General features: G+C 51.2%; 16 protein-coding genes. 7 read left to right on the top strand and 9 right to left on the bottom strand.

Translation table 11 applies throughout. The features are described from left to right. Positions 1-67 precede the first annotated feature (67 nt). Genes lolC through cobB form a run of 5 tightly spaced genes read left to right on the top strand, consistent with a single transcriptional unit; the run spans position 68 to position 4,985 of the window. Entirely contained in the window at positions 68-1,267 is a 1,200-nt protein-coding gene (lolC, locus tag ACLJRS_RS02095) for a lipoprotein-releasing ABC transporter permease subunit LolC (RefSeq protein ID WP_001670457.1), read from the top strand. After that, a complete protein-coding gene (gene lolD, locus ACLJRS_RS02100) occupies positions 1,260-1,961 on the top strand; it encodes a lipoprotein-releasing ABC transporter ATP-binding protein LolD (RefSeq protein ID WP_001033714.1) in 702 nt (233 codons plus the stop codon). Before lolC ends, lolD begins: the two co-directional genes overlap by 8 nt. Beyond that, positions 1,961-3,205: a lipoprotein-releasing ABC transporter permease subunit LolE gene (gene lolE, locus ACLJRS_RS02105; RefSeq protein ID WP_000168091.1), complete on the top strand. Its 1,245-nt coding sequence runs from the start codon at positions 1,961-1,963 to the stop codon at positions 3,203-3,205. The genes lolD and lolE overlap by 1 nt, the downstream gene beginning before the upstream one ends. 28 nt (positions 3,206-3,233) lie before the next feature. After that, positions 3,234-4,145 (top strand): N-acetylglucosamine kinase, encoded by a 912-nt coding sequence (gene nagK, locus ACLJRS_RS02110; RefSeq protein WP_000291338.1) that lies wholly within the window; start codon positions 3,234-3,236, stop codon positions 4,143-4,145. An 18-nt stretch (positions 4,146-4,163) separates the two neighbouring features. Further along, positions 4,164-4,985 (top strand): Sir2 family NAD+-dependent deacetylase, encoded by an 822-nt coding sequence (cobB, locus tag ACLJRS_RS02115; RefSeq protein WP_001191856.1) that lies wholly within the window; start codon positions 4,164-4,166, stop codon positions 4,983-4,985. Positions 4,986-5,068: 83 nt separating this feature from the next. Here the strand turns inward: cobB and potD are convergent, their stop codons facing one another. The 5 genes from potD to potA form a co-directional block, all read right to left on the bottom strand. Continuing rightward, positions 5,069-6,115, bottom strand: coding sequence for a spermidine/putrescine ABC transporter substrate-binding protein PotD (potD, locus tag ACLJRS_RS02120; protein ID WP_000759329.1), 1,047 nt, complete (start codon positions 6,113-6,115; stop codon positions 5,069-5,071). A gap of 24 nt (positions 6,116-6,139) precedes the next feature. After that, positions 6,140-6,919, bottom strand: a complete 780-nt coding sequence (potC, locus tag ACLJRS_RS02125) for a spermidine/putrescine ABC transporter permease PotC (protein WP_000580299.1) — start codon at positions 6,917-6,919, stop codon at positions 6,140-6,142. Positions 6,920-7,234: 315 nt separating this feature from the next. After that, positions 7,235-8,245: an SPI-2 type III secretion system effector SifA gene (sifA, locus tag ACLJRS_RS02130; RefSeq protein WP_001520468.1), complete on the bottom strand. Its 1,011-nt coding sequence runs from the start codon at positions 8,243-8,245 to the stop codon at positions 7,235-7,237. Between the two features lie 328 nt (positions 8,246-8,573). Further along, the gene (gene potB, locus ACLJRS_RS02135; RefSeq protein WP_000799391.1) at positions 8,574-9,437 is read right to left on the bottom strand and encodes a spermidine/putrescine ABC transporter permease PotB; all 864 of its coding nucleotides are present in this window, start codon (positions 9,435-9,437) and stop codon (positions 8,574-8,576) included. Continuing rightward, positions 9,421-10,557, bottom strand: a complete 1,137-nt coding sequence (gene potA, locus ACLJRS_RS02140) for a spermidine/putrescine ABC transporter ATP-binding protein PotA (protein ID WP_000531607.1) — start codon at positions 10,555-10,557, stop codon at positions 9,421-9,423. Before potA ends, potB begins: the two co-directional genes overlap by 17 nt. 250 nt (positions 10,558-10,807) lie before the next feature. Here potA and pepT point away from each other — a divergent pair, with 250 nt between their 5' ends. Together pepT and ACLJRS_RS02150 are read left to right on the top strand one after the other, a co-directional pair. Next, on the top strand, positions 10,808-12,037 hold the full coding sequence (gene pepT / locus ACLJRS_RS02145) for a peptidase T (protein ID WP_000359410.1): 1,230 nt from the start codon (positions 10,808-10,810) through the stop codon (positions 12,035-12,037). 3 nt (positions 12,038-12,040) lie between these two features. Continuing rightward, complete coding sequence (locus ACLJRS_RS02150) at positions 12,041-13,375, top strand: hypothetical protein (protein ID WP_000944557.1); 1,335 nt, start codon at positions 12,041-12,043, stop codon at positions 13,373-13,375. Positions 13,376-13,414: 39 nt separating this feature from the next. Here the strand turns inward: ACLJRS_RS02150 and ACLJRS_RS02155 are convergent, their stop codons facing one another. The 4 genes from ACLJRS_RS02155 to purB form a co-directional block, all read right to left on the bottom strand. Continuing rightward, positions 13,415-14,536 (bottom strand): cupin domain-containing protein, encoded by a 1,122-nt coding sequence (locus tag ACLJRS_RS02155; RefSeq protein ID WP_000456509.1) that lies wholly within the window; start codon positions 14,534-14,536, stop codon positions 13,415-13,417. Between the two features lie 80 nt (positions 14,537-14,616). Further along, the gene (phoQ, locus tag ACLJRS_RS02160; protein WP_001031687.1) at positions 14,617-16,080 is read right to left on the bottom strand and encodes a two-component system sensor histidine kinase PhoQ; all 1,464 of its coding nucleotides are present in this window, start codon (positions 16,078-16,080) and stop codon (positions 14,617-14,619) included. Continuing rightward, the gene (gene phoP, locus ACLJRS_RS02165; RefSeq protein WP_001537766.1) at positions 16,080-16,751 is read right to left on the bottom strand and encodes a two-component system response regulator PhoP; all 672 of its coding nucleotides are present in this window, start codon (positions 16,749-16,751) and stop codon (positions 16,080-16,082) included. Before phoP ends, phoQ begins: the two co-directional genes overlap by 1 nt. Positions 16,752-16,877: 126 nt before the next feature. Beyond that, positions 16,878-18,248: an adenylosuccinate lyase gene (purB, locus tag ACLJRS_RS02170; RefSeq protein WP_000423763.1), complete on the bottom strand. Its 1,371-nt coding sequence runs from the start codon at positions 18,246-18,248 to the stop codon at positions 16,878-16,880. Between the last annotated feature and the right edge of the window lie 3 nt (positions 18,249-18,251).

The raw sequence follows: 18,251 nt of genomic DNA on the forward strand, positions 1-18,251 counted from the left end.
AGACATTTACGCATTCCGCTTTCGCTTATATACTCGGGACTTTGCTAACAGCAACCAGACGGATTACATGTATCAACCTGTCGCTCTATTCATTGGCCTGCGTTACATGCGCGGGCGTGCAGCAGATCGCTTCGGTCGCTTCGTTTCCTGGCTTTCCACTATCGGCATTACCCTGGGGGTGATGGCGCTGGTCACGGTATTGTCGGTGATGAACGGTTTTGAGCGCGAACTGCAAAATAACATTCTTGGTTTGATGCCTCAGGCCATCCTCTCTGCTGAACATGGTTCTCTTAACCCGAGTCAGATGCCGGAAAAAGCGGTGAATCTGCAAGGCGTTAACCGTATTGCGCCGCTGACGACGGGCGATGTCGTACTGCAAAGCGCGCGTAGCGTTGCAGTTGGCGTGATGTTGGGTATCGATCCGACGCAAAAAGATCCGTTAACGCCGTATCTGGTCAATGTGAAGCAAAGCGAATTACAGCCGGGTAAGTATAATGTCATCCTCGGCGAGCAGCTCGCCGGACAGTTAGGGGTCAACCGCGGCGATCAGATTCGGCTAATGGTGCCATCTGCCAGCCAGTTTACGCCAATGGGACGCCTGCCCAGCCAGCGTCTGTTTACGGTGATTGGCACATTTGCCGCCAATAGCGAGGTCGATGGCTATGAAATGCTGGTCAATATTCAGGACGCGTCGCGTTTAATGCGCTATCCGGCAGGCAATATTACCGGCTGGCGTCTGTGGCTGGATGAACCGCTGCAAGTCGATACCCTCAGCCAACAGACGCTGCCGCAAGGCACGAAGTGGCAGGACTGGCGCGAACGCAAAGGCGAGTTGTTCCAGGCTGTGCGCATGGAAAAGAACATGATGGGATTGTTGCTGAGCCTCATCGTGGCGGTCGCGGCTTTTAACATTATTACTTCGTTGGGCCTGATGGTTATGGAGAAGCAGGGTGAAGTGGCGATTTTACAAACTCAAGGGCTGACGCCGCGACAAATTATGATGGTCTTTATGGTGCAGGGCGCCAGCGCCGGGATTATCGGCGCGCTGTTGGGCGCCGCGCTGGGCGCATTGCTTGCCAGCCAACTGAATAACCTGATGCCGATCATCGGCGCGTTTCTGGATGGCGCTGCGTTGCCCGTGGCGATAGAGCCGTTACAGGTGATCGTTATCGCGCTGGTGGCAATGGCCATCGCGCTGCTTTCTACGCTTTATCCTTCCTGGCGCGCTGCCGCCACTCAACCCGCTGAGGCTTTACGTTATGAATAAGATCCTGTTGCAATGCGACAACCTGTGCAAACGCTATCAGGAAGGCACCGTACAAACCGACGTGTTGCACGATGTCAGCTTCAGTATCGGCGAAGGCGAAATGATGGCGATCGTCGGCAGTTCCGGTTCGGGTAAAAGTACGTTGCTGCATCTGTTAGGCGGGCTGGATACGCCCACCTCCGGCGATGTGATTTTTAGCGGCCAGCCGATGAGCAAACTCTCTTCTGCGGCAAAAGCGGAATTACGTAACCAGAAACTGGGGTTTATCTATCAGTTTCATCATCTCCTGCCGGATTTTACGGCGCTGGAAAACGTGGCGATGCCATTATTGATTGGCAAAAAGAAACCGGCGGAGATTGACGCTCGGGCGCGAGAAATGCTGCACGCCGTAGGGCTGGAGCATCGCGCAACCCATCGACCTTCGGAACTTTCCGGCGGTGAGCGCCAGCGTGTCGCGATAGCGCGCGCGTTGGTGAATAACCCGCGTCTGGTGCTGGCGGATGAGCCGACCGGTAATCTCGATGCGCGTAATGCCGACAGTATTTTTGAGCTTCTGGGCGAGTTAAATCGTCTGCAGGGAACCGCGTTTCTGGTGGTGACTCACGATTTGCAACTGGCGAAACGTATGAGCCGCCAGCTTGAGATGCGCGATGGCCGCCTGACGGCGGAACTGAGCCTGATGGGGGCTGAGTAATGGCGTCGCCTTTATCATTGTTAATTGGCTTGCGTTTCAGCCGTGGACGGCGGCGCGGCGGTATGGTTTCGCTCATTTCCGTCATTTCTACCATCGGTATCGCGCTGGGCGTGGCGGTGTTGATTGTCGGTTTAAGCGCGATGAACGGTTTCGAACGCGAGTTGAATAACCGTATTCTGGCGGTGGTTCCGCACGGGGAGATTGAAGCGGTCAATCAGCCGTGGACCAACTGGCGTGAAGCGCTGGCAAAAGTGCAGAAGGTGCCAGGCATTGCCGCCGCCGCGCCGTATATCAATTTTACCGGCCTGGTAGAGAGCGGGGCCAATTTGCGCGCCATTCAGGTTAAAGGCGTCGACCCTAAGCAAGAGCAGCAGCTTAGCGCGTTACCGTCATTTGTGCAAAATCACGCCTGGGATCATTTCAAAGCGGGCGAGCAGCAGATCATTATCGGTAAAGGCGTCGCCGATGCGCTGAACGTGAAACAGGGCGACTGGGTGTCCATCATGATCCCCAATGCGAATGCCGACCATAAGCTGCTCCAGCCCAAACGCGTGCGTTTGCATGTCATCGGGATTCTGCAACTGAGCGGCCAGCTCGATCACAGCTTCGCCATGATCCCGCTTGAGGATGCGCAGCAGTATCTGGATATGGGGTCCAGCGTTTCCGGTATCGCGCTTAAAGTCCACGACGTGTTTAATGCGAACAAACTGGTGCGTGACGCGGGTGAAGTGACTAACAGCTATGTCTACATTAAGAGCTGGATCGGCACCTACGGCTATATGTATCGCGATATCCAGATGATTCGCGCCATTATGTATCTGGCGATGATTCTGGTGATCGGCGTGGCCTGTTTTAATATCGTTTCCACCTTAGTGATGGCGGTAAAAGACAAAAGCGGCGACATTGCGGTATTAAGAACGCTGGGGGCGAAAGATGGTTTGATTCGTGCCATTTTCGTCTGGTACGGGCTACTGGCGGGCTTGCTGGGCAGCTTGATTGGCGTGGCGATCGGCGTTGTCGTTTCGCTTCAGCTTACCGCCATTATTAATGGGATTGAAAAGGCGATCGGGCATCAGTTTTTGTCCGGCGATATCTATTTTATCGACTTCCTGCCATCCGAATTACATTGGCTGGACGTTGTTTACGTACTGGTCACAGCGTTGTTGTTAAGCTTACTGGCGAGCTGGTATCCGGCGCGGCGGGCGAGCAACATTGACCCTGCGCGAGTATTGAGCGGCCAGTAATCGCGGAATATAAAAACAAGGAGCGGTGATGTATTACGGGTTTGACATTGGCGGAACAAAGATTGCGTTAGGCGTATTTGACTCAACGCGGCGGCTGCAGTGGGAAAAACGGGTTCCCACGCCCCATACCAGCTATAGCGCCTTTTTAGACGCCGTATGCGAACTGGTCGAGGAAGCCGACCAGCGATTTGGCGTAAAAGGGTCGGTAGGGATTGGCATACCCGGTATGCCGGAAACCGAAGACGGCACGCTGTACGCCGCGAATGTCCCGGCAGCCAGCGGTAAGCCGTTGCGCGCCGATCTCAGCGCCCGACTGGATCGCGATGTGCGTCTGGACAATGACGCTAACTGTTTTGCCTTGTCCGAAGCCTGGGATGATGAATTCACGCAATATCCTTTGGTTATGGGGCTTATCCTCGGCACCGGCGTCGGCGGTGGCCTGGTGCTAAACGGGAAGCCGATTACCGGTCAGAGCTATATCACCGGCGAGTTTGGTCATATGCGTTTGCCGGTTGACGCGCTAACGTTGATGGGGTTTGATTTTCCTCTCCGCCGTTGTGGATGCGGTCAGATGGGCTGCATTGAGAATTATCTGTCCGGGCGCGGGTTTGCGTGGCTATATCAGCATTATTATGATCAATCGCTGCAGGCGCCGGAGATTATCGCGTTGTGGGAGCAGGGCGATGAGCAGGCGCACGCGCATGTTGAGCGCTATCTGGATTTACTGGCGGTTTGTCTGGGGAATATACTGACGATTGTCGATCCCGATTTATTGGTGATCGGCGGCGGACTATCGAACTTTACGGCAATAACAACGCAACTGGCGGAAAGACTGCCGCGCCATCTCCTCCCTGTTGCCCGCGCGCCGCGCATTGAGCGTGCGCGGCATGGGGATGCAGGTGGGATGCGCGGTGCTGCTTTTTTACATCTTACCGACTAATCAAAAAAAGAGGTTGTTATGCAGTCGCGTCGGTTTCATCGATTAAGCCGCTTTCGTAAAAATAAACGTCTGTTGCGTGAACGTCTGCGCCAGCGGATCTTTTTCAGAGACAGAGTGGTGCCGGAAATGATGGAAAACCCAAGAGTATTAGTCCTTACAGGTGCAGGAATTTCTGCAGAGTCTGGTATTCGTACGTTTCGCGCGGCGGATGGCCTTTGGGAAGAGCATCGGGTTGAAGACGTGGCAACGCCGGAAGGATTCGCCCGTAATCCGGGGCTGGTGCAGACATTTTATAATGCCCGCCGTCAGCAGCTTCAACAGCCGGAAATACAACCCAATGCGGCGCATCTGGCGTTAGCGAAGCTTGAAGAAGCGCTTGGCGATCGCTTTTTGCTGGTGACGCAAAACATCGACAATTTGCATGAACGCGCGGGCAATCGCAACATCATTCATATGCATGGCGAGCTGTTGAAGGTGCGCTGTTCGCAAAGCGGCCAGATTCTGGAATGGAACGGCGATGTGATGCCGGAAGATAAATGTCACTGCTGTCAGTTCCCGGCGCCGCTACGTCCGCACGTGGTGTGGTTTGGCGAGATGCCGCTTGGCATGGATGAAATTTATATGGCGCTGTCGATGGCGGATATTTTTATCGCCATTGGCACGTCCGGTCATGTCTATCCGGCTGCGGGTTTTGTGCATGAAGCAAAACTGCACGGCGCACATACGGTGGAACTGAATCTTGAGCCAAGCCAAGTCGGCAGCGAGTTTGAAGAGAAGCACTACGGCCCGGCAAGCCAGGTTGTGCCGGAATTTGTTGATAAATTCCTGAAAGGGCTGTAGTGCTGTTTGCCCGGTAACGCCTTATCCGGCCTACATTTCACGTTACGTTCATCTGTAGGCCCGCGACAGGCGCTTTGGCTGAATTAGCGTCCTGCTTTTAGCTTCTGATAATACTCTTCATAAATGGCGCTGGCGTCGCCGACATCGTTTTGCCACTCGCCTTTGCTGATGGTTTGCGCATCCGGATAGAGCGACTTATCATTGGCGACCTCCGGGCTTAACAGCTTACGCGCCGCCAGGTTGGGGGTAGGGTAGCCGATGGTTTCTGCCACCTCTTTCGCGACGTCAGGACGCAGCAGGAAGTTGATTAGCTTCAGCGCGCCCTCTTTATTTTTCGCGTTTGCCGGAATAGCCAGGCTATCCATCCAGAAAATACCGCCTTCTTTCGGCCAGACGACCTCCAGCGGCGTGCCAGCCTGACGAGCAACGAAGGCCGAACCGTTCCACACCATCCCCAGATTGACTTCCCCTTCCATATACGGATTCGCCGGATTATCGGAGTTGAAGGCCGCTACGTTCGGCATCAGTTTTTTCAACTCTTCATATGCCGCTTCGATCTCTTTCGGATCGGTAGTGTTACCGGAATAACCTAGCTTGCGCAGCGCCATCTGGAAGACTTCTCGCGCATCGTCGGTTAAAAGCAGGCTGTTTTTATATTCCGGTTTCCACAAGTCAGCCCAGCTGGTAATGGTTTTTGGATCGATAGCATCGCTGTTCACGCCAATCGCCGTTGCGCCCCAGATATACGGAACAGAATAATCGTTGTTGGGGTCAAACGGTTTGTTGAGCATTTCCGGATCGAGGTTGTGGAAATTGGTTAATTTCGACTTATCGATCTTCTGGATCATGCCTTCTTTGCGCATTTTGTCGACATAGTATGTAGAAGGAACAACCAGGTCATACGCGCCATCTTTATAGGTTTTGAGTTTGGCATACATGGTTTCGTTCGACTCGTAGGTCGAATAAATCACCTTAATGCCAGTCTCTTTAGTGAACTGTTCCAGCAGGCCCGGCGGCACATACTCAGTCCAGTTATAGAAATAGAGCGTGTCGTTGTCGGAGGCATGAGCGGCACTCATACCCAGCGCCAGGGCGCCCGCCGCGAGCAGGTGGCGTGACCATTTTTTCATTTAACGTCCCCTGAATTACGGGCCTTATCGGCCCTTGGTTTTATCACGAGCAATAAGCTGGCTGGCAATGACCATTACCAGAGACAGCACCAATAAAACGGTCGCCAGCGCGTTCACTTCTGGTGAAACGCCGACTTTTACCATGGAATAAATCTTTAAGGGTAAAATTTCATAGCCCGGCCCGGTGACAAACGACGAGACCACTACATCGTCCATCGACAACGTAAAGCTCAGCAACCAGCCCGCCGCCACCGCCGGCATCGCCAGCGGCAGAATGATTTTGCGTAAAATCGTTACCTCACTGGCCCCCAGGTCTTTTGCGGCTTCCAGCATTCTGACATCAAAGCCTTTCAGGCGCGAATAGACCGTGACGACCACAAACGGCAGGCTAAAGGTGATGTGCGAGAACAGCAACGACCAAAAGCCCAGTTGAATGCCGAGTAACATAAACAGCACCAGCAGGGAGATCGCCATCACGATATCCGGCGACATCATTACTACAAACAGCATCCCGCTGACGAATGGCTTCCCGCGAAAGCGGTAGCGATAAAGCGCCACCGCGGTTAACGAGCCAATCAACGTGGCGAAGGTCGCTGAAAAAATCGCCATCGTCAGTGAATGTTGAGCGGCCTGCAACAGACTGTCGTTATTGACTAGGAGTTCGTACCATTTAGTGGTAAAGCCCTGCCAGTTAATGCCGAACCGCGAACTGTTGAAGGAGTTCACGATCAGAATAATGATGGGAATATACAGATACGCATAGATGGCAGTCATGAAACCGCCACGGAGCAGCCGACCGATCATTCAAGTTCCACCTTCTTATTCAGAGGATGGGGTGCTTTTAGAGTATTGAAAATGATCAATTTTTTCTCTTCTCCAAAATCTCTCCAAAACGTCTCGCGGTTATCAGCAGCCAGGAAGAAGCAAGCTGCCGCTTGAAGCCGCGAATTTTACAACAAATTGCCAGACGAGCGGGAAAAAAAGGCCATTTAAATGACTATTCTCATCCGATCCGGTCATATGCGGCATTATTGTGCCTGGCAAGAGGTTACTCAGTAGGCAAACAGGAAGTACGTGAGTAAACCCTGAACGTGACGTCTGAGAAAGCGTCGTCTGATTTTATAAAAAACAACATAAACAGCCGCTTTGTTGTTCTGAGCGAACGTGTAGCGTGGTTAACTGTTCTTCCGCCATTTTTTGTATAGCCTGGGGGTCTATTCTAAAAATGGCGTGAAAAACCTGATCAGAGATGGCTTCGACTATCTCAGCTAACATACTTTGGCTGGTGCTGGGATCCGTTACGAGGAACGCCTGAAACGTCTTATCCGCTAGTAAAACCTCTTTTACCATTTTTTCAATAGGTATGTGGGTATGCGGTGGTGGTATTTCAAGCTGTTTTAATCCACACATCGCCATTGTTTCTAAAAATGCGTTTTGCTGAGTACTTTCGGATATATTCGCATGGTGTAAAATGCGCGTTGTCTTTTCAATCCCAGACTGAATTTTCGCTGCCAGGTAGGTTGCCTTTTCTTGCGCTTTCCACCCATCTAAATGTCCTTTTCTCAATTCAGTATATAAATACCCCTCTATGTTGTCTAATGGAACCGATAATATCGGCGCGCCAGCAGGATTGAGACATAATGTCGAAGGGAGGGGGTAGTCTACGATTTCGCTATATCTTCTCTTAATCATGGCCGTCATTTGTGGATGCGATTTTAAAATATCCGGGCGATCTTTCATTAAAAAATAAAGATTCCCCATGACTTCACAGCTAAAGGTATCGGTATTTTGAGTGATACGTAACAATTCGTTCTCTTCGTTTTGATCCATGATGCGAAGAATAATGGTGGCATCATTTTCATGAGGATTATGAACCTGAAATCTATCTCTTTGCGATGCGCAGGCTAACTCTTTCAACTCAAAAAAAATCTCTGTAAGCCGCTCTCGTGTGGGGGCGCGTTCGGCAAACAACATCTCATGTAGACAACGGTCCGCTTTTGCTTTGCCAGTAGAAAAAAAGAAGTCTTTAATTTTTTCCCATAAAACTTTCCACCATGCTTCTTTCGTATTCCTTGGGGAGTTGGTAAGGATTTCACTTTTTAAAAAACCATTCCCTATAGTAATCGGCATATTAATCTCACTTATACTGGAGTAAAAATGACTACATAATTGATTAAATCGACCCTTTTTATCTCAACTGCGGGCGCATCGGATGTAATATAATTTTTAAAAGAGACTGGCAATCAGTATAAAACCTGAGAGCTTCGCGTATAAACGCATTACTGTCTGTGATAGCGTCGCTACAGGTAAAAATAAAAGAAGGACTACCGCGGATGATGTTGTAGATTTGCAATACTGGCGGCAACTTCTTTCATGCGTTTTTTATGCCGAAGGCATGAAGTTTACCCTTGAATAAACTTCATGCCTGGATGCGTGTGGATTTGTTAGCGTTGCGCAATTAATCGCTTATATCACTCACCTTCTTATTCAATAAGCGGGAAGCCCGCCAGTAAATCAACAGCATGAGTCCCATCACAATGGTCAGCGTAATGCTGGTAGCCGCGCCAAACGGCCAATCGCGAATATTCAGGAACTGTACCTTAATGACGTTACCAATCAGCAGGTTTTTCGCGCCACCCATTAAATCGGAGACGTAGAACAGGCCCATTGCCGGTAGCATCACGAGCAGGCAACCGGCGACAATGCCCGGCATGGTTAATGGAATAATGATGCGGATGAACGTTTGCATTTTACTGGCGCCGAGATCGCGTGCGGCCTCCAGTAGTGGTTTGTCGAGCTTCTCAATGCTGGAGTAGAGCGGCATGACCATAAATGGCAGCAAAATGTAAACCAGGCCGATAATAACGGCGCTCGGGGTGAACATGATGCGAATCGGTGTATCAATCACGCCCAGCCACAGCAGGAATTCATTGAGATAACCTTTAGTGCTCAGGAATATTTTCAGCCCATAGATGCGGATCAGTGAGTTGGTCCAGAAAGGAACAATCAGCAAAAACAGCAATAACGGACGTATCTTTTCCGGTAACTTCGCCAGAAACCAGGCAAAAGGATAGCCCAGCACCAGGCAGGAGAGGGTGGCGATCAGCGCCATATTCAGAGAGTGCAGGAGCACTTCAAAATAGAGCGGATCGAGCAGGCGCGCGTAGTTATCCAGCGTAAAGACCATCTTGACGAAACTGGCGTCGTCACGGGTCAGAAAGCTGGTGCCAATGATCATCAGGTTGGGCAGAAAAACAAATAACACAAGCCAACCGACGATAGTGACAATCACTACATTCTGGAATTTACTTGTGTTCTTCATCAGCCAGTACGACCTCCCAGCTTTCTACCCAACTAATGGCCATTTTTTGGTCAAGTGAATGGTCGAAGTCAGGATCGTCTTCGTTGAAGAATTCGCTGACCATCACCATTTTGCCATTTTCCAGTTCAACCACCGACTCCAGCGTCATACCTTTATAATTGCGCTCGCGCACGTAGCCGATAAGCCCTTCGATGTGGTTATCATCGTTGATCTCTTCGACGCGTAGATCTTCCGGTCGCAGCAGGACGTTCAGTTTTTGGCCTGGTTCGACAGCGAAATTGACGTATATATTGCACTCCCGACCTTCTACGCTGGCGCGGACGCGCTGTTCATCAAGCCGTTCAATGACGGTTGCGTCAAAGCGGTTAATTTCGCCGATAAAACCGGCGACAAACAGGTTTTTTGGCTCTTCATAGATTTCACGCGGCGTGCCGTCTTGCTCAATCACGCCATTACGCATTACCACGATACGATCGGACATGGTGAGCGCTTCTTCCTGATCGTGAGTGACAAAAACAAACGTGATACCGAGTTTACGCTGTAATGCTTTAAGCTCGTTCTGCATTTGTTTGCGCAATTTATAGTCCAGCGCGGAAAGCGATTCATCCAGTAATAACAGGCGAGGTTTATTCACCACCGCGCGAGCGATAGCCACACGCTGCTGCTGTCCGCCGGAAAGCTGGTGCGGTTTACGTTGTGCAAACTCTTCAAGCTGCACCATACGCAGCGCATCGGTCACGCGAGGCGCTATCTCGGCGGCTGGCGTTTTTTGCATCCGTAAGCCAAACGCGACATTTTCAAACACCGTCATATGCGGAAATAAAGCGTAGCTTTGAAATACGGTATTTACATAACGATTTTCGGCGGGAACGTGGGTGATATCCTGGTTATCCAACATGATATGCCCGGCATCAACGGTTTCCAGGCCGGCAATCAGGCGAAGAACGGTTGTTTTACCGCAGCCGGAAGGGCCAAGCAGCGTGAGGAATTCGCCATTGTTAATGGTCAAATCCAGCTGTGAAATGACCTCTTTGCCATCGAAACTTTTGCTAATTCCCGACAAAAGCACCAGCGGTGAAAGCGAACGCGGTTGATTATTCAATTTCTTACTCTGTCCCATGTAAACGCAACGGATGGCTGACCGCTGCGGGGTTTGTGGTTAACCACCTTAATCACTCTTAATGAGGGCGGTCATTCTACGGCAAACCACTGTGATCGCCAATCCTTGTTGCGAATTACTGACTTAGCTTTATAGTCAGAAAGCGTGTCAAAGTGAAATATTCTTGTTTGCAGGGATAAAAGTGACCTGACGCAATATTTGTCTTTTCTTGCTTATTAATAATGTTGTCACGAAAAGTGAGGGTGACTGCATGGATAAACTACTTGAGCGTTTTTTACACTACGTATCGCTGGATACCCAATCAAAGTCGGGTGTTCGGCAGGTTCCCAGCACTGAGGGGCAGTGGAAGTTACTACGTTTGCTCAAACAGCAGCTCGAAGAGATGGGGCTGGTTAACATTACATTAAGTGAAAAAGGGACGTTGATGGCGACGCTCCCGGCCAATGTTGAGGGGGATATTCCCGCCATTGGTTTTATCTCCCATGTGGATACCTCTCCGGATTTCAGCGGTAAAAACGTTAACCCGCAGATTGTCGAGAATTATCGCGGCGGCGATATAGCATTAGGGATTGGCGATGAGGTGTTGTCACCCGTGATGTTCCCGGTACTGCATCAATTACTGGGACAGACGCTGATTACTACCGATGGTAAGACATTGCTGGGCGCGGACGATAAAGCCGGCGTTGCGGAGATCATGACCGCGCTGGCGGTGCTGAAAGGTAATCCTATTCCCCACGGCGACATTAAAGTGGCGTTTACGCCTGACGAAGAGGTAGGGAAAGGCGCGAAGCACTTCGATGTTGAGGCCTTTGGCGCGCAGTGGGCCTATACGGTCGACGGCGGCGGCGTGGGAGAACTGGAGTTTGAAAACTTCAATGCCGCCTCGGTGAATATCAAAATCGTCGGCAATAACGTGCATCCTGGTACGGCGAAAGGCGTCATGGTCAATGCGCTGTCGTTGGCGGCGAGGATTCACGCGGAAGTGCCGGCGGATGAAGCGCCTGAAACCACCGAAGGTTACGAAGGGTTTTATCATCTGGCCAGCATGAAAGGCACCGTTGACCGGGCCGAAATGCACTACATCATTCGCGATTTCGACCGTAAGCAGTTTGAAGCGCGTAAACGCAAAATGATGGAGATTGCCAAAAAAGTCGGTAAGGGGCTGCATCCGGACTGCTATATCGAACTGGTGATTGAAGACAGTTATTACAATATGCGCGAAAAAGTGGTTGAGCATCCGCATATTCTCGATATCGCCCAGCAGGCCATGCGTGACTGTCATATTACGCCGGAGATGAAACCAATTCGCGGCGGTACAGACGGGGCGCAACTGTCGTTTATGGGCCTGCCGTGTCCTAATCTCTTTACCGGCGGATATAACTATCATGGTAAACATGAGTTTGTGACGCTGGAGGGGATGGAAAAAGCGGTACAGGTGATTGTACGTATCGCGGAGCTGACGGCGAAGCGCGGCCAGTAGCGAATGTTACGCATTGTGGTGAAGCGTTTTATTATTTATGGCGGGATATTTTCCGCCATCAATTTTTCTGCCTGGAGCGCCGAATATACGCCTTCCTGGTCCCAGCGCCAGCAACAATCTGCAGCATGTTTTATGACCGGCAATGAAACCTGCATGACGTTTATTGATGATGCGGTGAGGCTGGCCTCGCGGCAATATGGCAAACGCTCAATACAGCTTGTTCGTAGCCTGCTATTACAAAGTGATATTTATCAATGGCTGGGTAAACCTGAATTAACGCCGCAAATGCTGCTGCGAGCGCGGGCAATAATGAAAACATTTCCGGCGGGCACTTATCCGGGCGATCGGGCCGATATGTTTGAACACCTGGCGGCCTTTAATGTTTACAGTGACGATCGTTATATAGAGTATTCACCGACAGAGCAGTGGCGATACGAGATCAAGGTTGATTACCGTCAGCAGATAGCCTGGCAAGAGCAGGCATTAACGTGGCGTCTTAAAGACAAAAAGGCATCGACGGAAGCATTGGTTTATACCTTAAACAGGATGCGCGACGCTTATTCTGATGCGCTGGAAGAGCGGGATGTCGAATGTGATAGTGCGCGTAAAGCCTATTATTTGGCGAAGATAGACGCAACGGAGCGGCAGTGGCTGAGCGTTATTTTACGAGATAAAACCTGGGATAATCGTGAGCGCGTCGCCTCTTTTTTGCAGCAGAAAGCGGATATTGCTTATAATGCAGGGCATATTAGCGAGGCGATTAATGCGCTAAGTCAGGCGCTAAAAATTGAGCAAACGCTTTATGGCGCCGAATTCGGCGAAATGACGGTTGACAGCAATAATCTTGCTGGCTTTTATGCACAGGGCCATCATTATAAGGAAGCGAAAGATCTCTACCTTAAACTTATCGCGTATTACCAGAGCCGTTTAACGCCAATGGCGACGGTAATATCACGATTACGCTTTTATTTGCCCGAAAACATCGACCTGGACAGTACCTCCCTCTATCTCCCATTGCTGGCAGAATATAAACGTCGGCAGTCCGACGTATCCATGGTGTTGTATGGTATTTCGCTGCTTTATAAGAATAATCAACAGCTTGAACAAGCAAAAGACTTTGCGGAACGCGCCTTTACGCTTGATGCCGTAGCTTATCCAGCAAAGATGCAGTATGAACGATTACAGCAACTGGCTAATATTGCCGAAGGTCTTGGCGATAACGTACTGGCGCGGCGCTATCGGCAAATGTCATTTCGCCATCGAATGGCCCACTCGATTTATCCGGGCGATCCGCAATATAACGATGTCGCCAAACCTGGCGGCGATCGTTGTGGATAGTTTGCGTCAGCCCGGCGGTCGCCGGGCATTGCGATGTTCTTATCCTTCGAAGAACCAGTACCCGCTATTCACCAGCGCCGCCAGCATCGCGAGGAAGGACGGGTCTTCCAGCGCATCGCCGAAGTTTTCAGCGGTCAGTGCAATATGACTGGCGAGCGCCTCCAGAGCGGGGCGATGCGGAGAGTCTATTTTTTCGCCATTCGCATAGACCTCATCGCCGATACGCAATACGCGAAGCCCGCCGAGACGTACTAATACCTCGCCTTGCTTTAAGGCATCGTAAATTTCATCAGGCTGATACGGCGGCTCCGGCGGCGCAATATCCAGTTCGTGGCGTGACTGAGAGAGAAACTCGCCAAGCCACTGTTGGAAATGCGCGGGTTGATTGATCAAATCGAGCATCATATTACGCAGTTTATCCATCTCCTGCGGCAGGATATCCGCCGCATGTTTGCGGGACGGTATATCCGGATCGCTGTAGTATGTGTTGCCCAACTCCCGTTGCAGGACGTAATCGGCAAAACCGCTGATCAGCTCACGGCTATTGGGCGCGCGAAAACCGACCGAATAGTTCATGGCGTTTTCCAGCGCATAGCCTTCATGCGGGAATCCTGGCGGAATATACAGAATGTCGCCCGGCTCCAGCTCTTCATCGATAATGGCCTCGAACGGATCGACTTGTAACAGGTCGGGATGCGGGCAGTGCTGACGCATTTGCAGCTTTTCGCCCACGCGCCAGCGACGGCGACCGGTTCCCTGGATAATAAACACATCATACTGATCCAGATGCGGGCCAACGCCGCCGCCGGGAACGGAAAAGGAGATCATCAGATCGTCGATACGCCAGTCCGGCAGAGCGCGGAACGGGCGCATCAAGGCGGCGGTGGGTTCGTGCCAGTGGTTTACCGCCTGTACCAGCAGCGACCAGTTGCTCTCACCCAGATGATCGTAGCTTTCGAAAGGGCCATGGCTGACCTGCCATTTGCCATCCTGATGGCTAACGAGTCGGCTGTCGATTTCGCTTTCCATCGCCAGCCCCGCCAGCTCATCCGGCGAGAGCGGATCGATAAAGTTGCTAAACCCACGTTTTAAGACCACCGGGCGTTTTTGCCAGTGGCGTTCAAGAAAGTCGGGCCAGTTAAGAGTTAATTGGTATTCCATGTTAAGTATCCGCAGGCTGGTATCTGACACCGATTATAACGGATGCTTAACGAGATGCGTGGAAGAACGCGCAGAAATGTTTATTCCTCTTTCTGTGTGGGGTGCTGTCGGCCAAAAACGACCTCCATACGGGCACCGCCGAGCAGGCTGTCGCTGGCAATGATCTGCCCGGCGTATTGTTCCGTAATCTCGCGCGCGACAGCCAGCCCCACGCCTTGTCCTGGTCGTAGGGTATCGGCGCGCTGACCGCGATCAAACACCAGGGATCGTTTACTGTGGGGAATGCCTGGGCCATCATCTTCGACGAAAATATGCAAATGATCGTCGGTCTGGCGAGCCGAAATCTCGACAAACTCCAGACAATATTTACAAGCGTTGTCCAGTACGTTGCCCATTACTTCGACAAAGTCGTTTTGCTCGCCGACAAAACTGATCTCTGGTGAAATATCCATACTGATATTCACCCCTTTACGCTGATAAACTTTATTGAGCGCGGAGATCAGGTTATCTAACAACGGCGCGACGGGATGCAGTTCGCGGCTTAACAATACGCCGCTACCGCGCATACTGGCGCGATGCAGATAATAGCCGATCTGCTGGGAAATCCGGCTGATCTGTTCCAGCATCACCGGTTCAGCTTTGCTGACGCTCATCTTTTCGTTGCGTAAAGAGCGTAACGTACTCTGCAAAACCGCGAGCGGCGTTTTTAAACTGTGCGTCAGGTCGGTCAGGGTCGTGCGGTATTTGTTATAACGTTCACGCTCGCTTTTGAGCAGTTGATTAAGGTTGCGCACAAGGCTGGTCAGCTCACGCGTCGTCTCCGGATTGAGCATTTCGCGGTGATGATCTTCAAGCTCGCGGACTTCCCGCGCCAGCGCCTCGATAGGGCGTAAGCTCCACCAGGCGGCGATCCACAGTAAAGGAATGACTAACAGTAAATTGGCGGCCAGCACGTATACGAACCAGCTCCACACCATATATGAGCGTTTTAGTTCTATCGGAATGGTATCGACCACCACGATGGTTAACTGCGGCATCCGCGCCGTGGCAGGATAAATATTTACCGCTACCGAGTGGGTCATCTCGGCATCATCGTCATCTTCACGTACTTCTTTGAGTTTTTCCTGCGCGGAATGGTCCTCGCTCAACAGCGTGCTGGTAGCGTCTACGTTGGTTTCAATTTCATGGAAGCCGTTCGTTTTTAACCATTCCGGTTGAATGCTTTTAATCAGCCAGGGGATGTTGCGCTGCGTCCATAATAATTTGCCCGTTTCATCGTAAATCAGCGTCATGGTCGGGCTTTGCATGTCCAGATTTTCAGGCAGCTCAACGCTGATTTTATTATTTTCCCATTTGGCGAGGGTGTAAAACAGGTTGCTTTCGCCGCGCAGCAGACGAAAGGTGGTTTTATCAAAACTTACGCTATAGCCGACCAGCGCCACTATGCCATATGCCAAAGAAAGCACCAGCACGACGCCGGCTGTCGCCAGCAAAAAACGAACCCGCAGCGACAGCGGCAGAAAATGGCGAGCAAATTTATTCATTAGCGCAATTCAAAAAGATATCCTTGTCCGCGTACGGTGGTAATGACATCGTGCGGATACTGGGCCTGTATTTTTTTCCGCAGACGCCCCATGAGAACATCAATGGTATGACTTTCCCGCAGTTCCGCATCCGGATACAGCTGAAGCATCAGCGAATCTTTGCTGACCACTTTACCGTTGTTACGGATAAGCGTTTCCATAATGGTGTATTCGAACGCCGTGAGTTTGATGACCTCTTCATTGACGGATAATTCCCGGCGTGAGAGATCCACCTGGAACGGCGGGATGTTGATCACCTGGGAGGCCAGACCGCTATTACGGCGCATTAACGCCTGCATACGCGCCATTACCTCTTCGATGTGGAATGGCTTCGTCACGTAGTCATCGGCCCCGGAGCTGAGAACCTCGACTTTATCCTGCCAGCCTTCGCGCGCGGTTAACACCAGAACCGGCAGTGAAACATCACTGCTGCGCCAGCGGCGTATTAAGGAAAGGCCGTCTTCATCCGGCAGACCTAAATCGACAATAGCGATATCCGGAAGGTGTTCATTAAGGTAGTAATCAGCTTCCCTGGCATCTTCTGCGGCATCGACCTGGTGACCTGAATCCTGGAGCTGAACCTTCAGGTGGTGGCGTAATAATGCATTATCCTCTACAACCAGTACGCGCATCATCTCTTCTCCCTTGTGTTAACAATAAGAACAGTCTAGCGTTGATTATGGTGCTTTGGGGATAAACAGTTAATAAACCAGACAAATAGTCACCCTCTTTCTGAAGAAAAGAGGGTGAGGCAGGCATTATTTAAGTTCGTCGACCAGAGTCACAGCGCGACCGATATAATTTGCCGGCGTCATGGCTTTAAGGCGCGTTTTTTCTGCTTCCGGCAGGGCCAGACTATCAATAAACTGTTTCATTCCTTCGGCATCGACACGCTTGCCACGGGTCAACTCTTTCAGTTTTTCATATGGTTTTTCAATACCATAGCGGCGCATGACGGTCTGGATCGGTTCGGCTAATACTTCCCAGTTGTGATCCAGTTCGTCAAGCAGATGATCGCGGTTTACTTCCAGCTTGCTGACGCCCTTCAGGGTGGACTGATAAGCGATAAGCGCATAGCCGATGCCGACACCCAGGTTACGCAGGACGGTTGAGTCGGTCAGATCGCGCTGCCAGCGGGAAACCGGCAGTTTGTTTGCCAGATGGTGCAACACTGCATTAGACAGACCGAGGTTGCCTTCTGAGTTTTCAAAGTCAATGGGGTTAACTTTATGCGGCATAGTAGAAGAACCGATCTCCCCGGCGATGGTTTTCTGTTTGAAATGGTTCAACGCAATATAGCCCCAGACATCGCGATCGAAATCGATCAGGATGGTGTTAAAGCGCGCGATACAGTCAAACAGTTCCGCAATATAATCATGTGGTTCAATCTGGGTGGTGTAAGGGTTCCACTGGATGCCCAGCGAGGTGACGAACTCTTCGCTGAACTGATGCCAGTCAACTTCCGGATAGGCGGCGATATGCGCGTTATAGTTGCCTACGGCGCCGTTAATTTTACCGAGGATCTCCACCTGGTTGAGCTGGCGGAACTGACGCTCCATCCGATACGCCACGTTCGCCATCTCTTTACCCAGAGTGGAAGGCGTTGCCGGCTGGCCGTGGGTGCGGGAGAGCAGAGGAATGTCGCGATACTGCGTGGCGAGATCTTTAACCGCGTTAATCACCTGACGCCAGTAAGGCAGGATCACTTCATCGCGCGCGGTTTTGAGCATTAACGCGTGCGACAGGTTGTTAATGTCCTCAGAAGTGCAGGCAAAGTGGATAAATTCGGAAACGTCATGTAGCGCCGGGATCGCGGCGACTTTTTCTTTCAGAAAATACTCAACCGCTTTCACATCGTGATTCGTGGTGCGCTCAATGGTTTTAATGCGCGCGGCATCTTCTTCATTGAAGTTTGCCACAAGCGTATCCAGGTAACCGTTTGCGTCGGCAGCAAAAGCAGGAACTTCCTTGATCGCTGCGTGCGCGGCTAATTTCTGCAGCCAACGTACTTCGACTTGTACACGAAATTTCAGCAAACCGTATTCGCTAAAAATTCCGCGCAGCGCGCTGACTTTATCGCCGTAGCGTCCATCGACAGGGGAAACGGCGGTCAGTGAGGATAATTCCATAGA

Source organism: Salmonella sp. SAL00670, from assembly GCF_046552235.1.
Taxonomy (GTDB): domain Bacteria; phylum Pseudomonadota; class Gammaproteobacteria; order Enterobacterales; family Enterobacteriaceae; genus Salmonella; species Salmonella enterica.

What these genes read in the sequence shown, in the direction of transcription:
- potA (WP_000531607.1), bottom strand. Translation starts at nt 10,557, where the DNA reads ATGGGACAGAGTAAGAAATTGAATAATCAACCGCGTTCGCTTTCACCG.
- cobB (WP_001191856.1), top strand. Translation starts at nt 4,164, where the DNA reads ATGCAGTCGCGTCGGTTTCATCGATTAAGCCGCTTTCGTAAAAATAAA.
- ACLJRS_RS02150 (WP_000944557.1), top strand. Translation starts at nt 12,041, where the DNA reads ATGTTACGCATTGTGGTGAAGCGTTTTATTATTTATGGCGGGATATTT.
- potB (WP_000799391.1), bottom strand. Translation starts at nt 9,437, where the DNA reads ATGAAGAACACAAGTAAATTCCAGAATGTAGTGATTGTCACTATCGTC.
- lolC (WP_001670457.1), top strand. Translation starts at nt 68, where the DNA reads ATGTATCAACCTGTCGCTCTATTCATTGGCCTGCGTTACATGCGCGGG.
- pepT (WP_000359410.1), top strand. Translation starts at nt 10,808, where the DNA reads ATGGATAAACTACTTGAGCGTTTTTTACACTACGTATCGCTGGATACC.
- lolE (WP_000168091.1), top strand. Translation starts at nt 1,961, where the DNA reads ATGGCGTCGCCTTTATCATTGTTAATTGGCTTGCGTTTCAGCCGTGGA.
- phoP (WP_001537766.1), bottom strand. Translation starts at nt 16,751, where the DNA reads ATGCGCGTACTGGTTGTAGAGGATAATGCATTATTACGCCACCACCTG.
- ACLJRS_RS02155 (WP_000456509.1), bottom strand. Translation starts at nt 14,536, where the DNA reads ATGGAATACCAATTAACTCTTAACTGGCCCGACTTTCTTGAACGCCAC.
- phoQ (WP_001031687.1), bottom strand. Translation starts at nt 16,080, where the DNA reads ATGAATAAATTTGCTCGCCATTTTCTGCCGCTGTCGCTGCGGGTTCGT.
- purB (WP_000423763.1), bottom strand. Translation starts at nt 18,248, where the DNA reads ATGGAATTATCCTCACTGACCGCCGTTTCCCCTGTCGATGGACGCTAC.
- nagK (WP_000291338.1), top strand. Translation starts at nt 3,234, where the DNA reads ATGTATTACGGGTTTGACATTGGCGGAACAAAGATTGCGTTAGGCGTA.
- potC (WP_000580299.1), bottom strand. Translation starts at nt 6,919, where the DNA reads ATGATCGGTCGGCTGCTCCGTGGCGGTTTCATGACTGCCATCTATGCG.
- sifA (WP_001520468.1), bottom strand. Translation starts at nt 8,245, where the DNA reads ATGCCGATTACTATAGGGAATGGTTTTTTAAAAAGTGAAATCCTTACC.
- potD (WP_000759329.1), bottom strand. Translation starts at nt 6,115, where the DNA reads ATGAAAAAATGGTCACGCCACCTGCTCGCGGCGGGCGCCCTGGCGCTG.
- lolD (WP_001033714.1), top strand. Translation starts at nt 1,260, where the DNA reads ATGAATAAGATCCTGTTGCAATGCGACAACCTGTGCAAACGCTATCAG.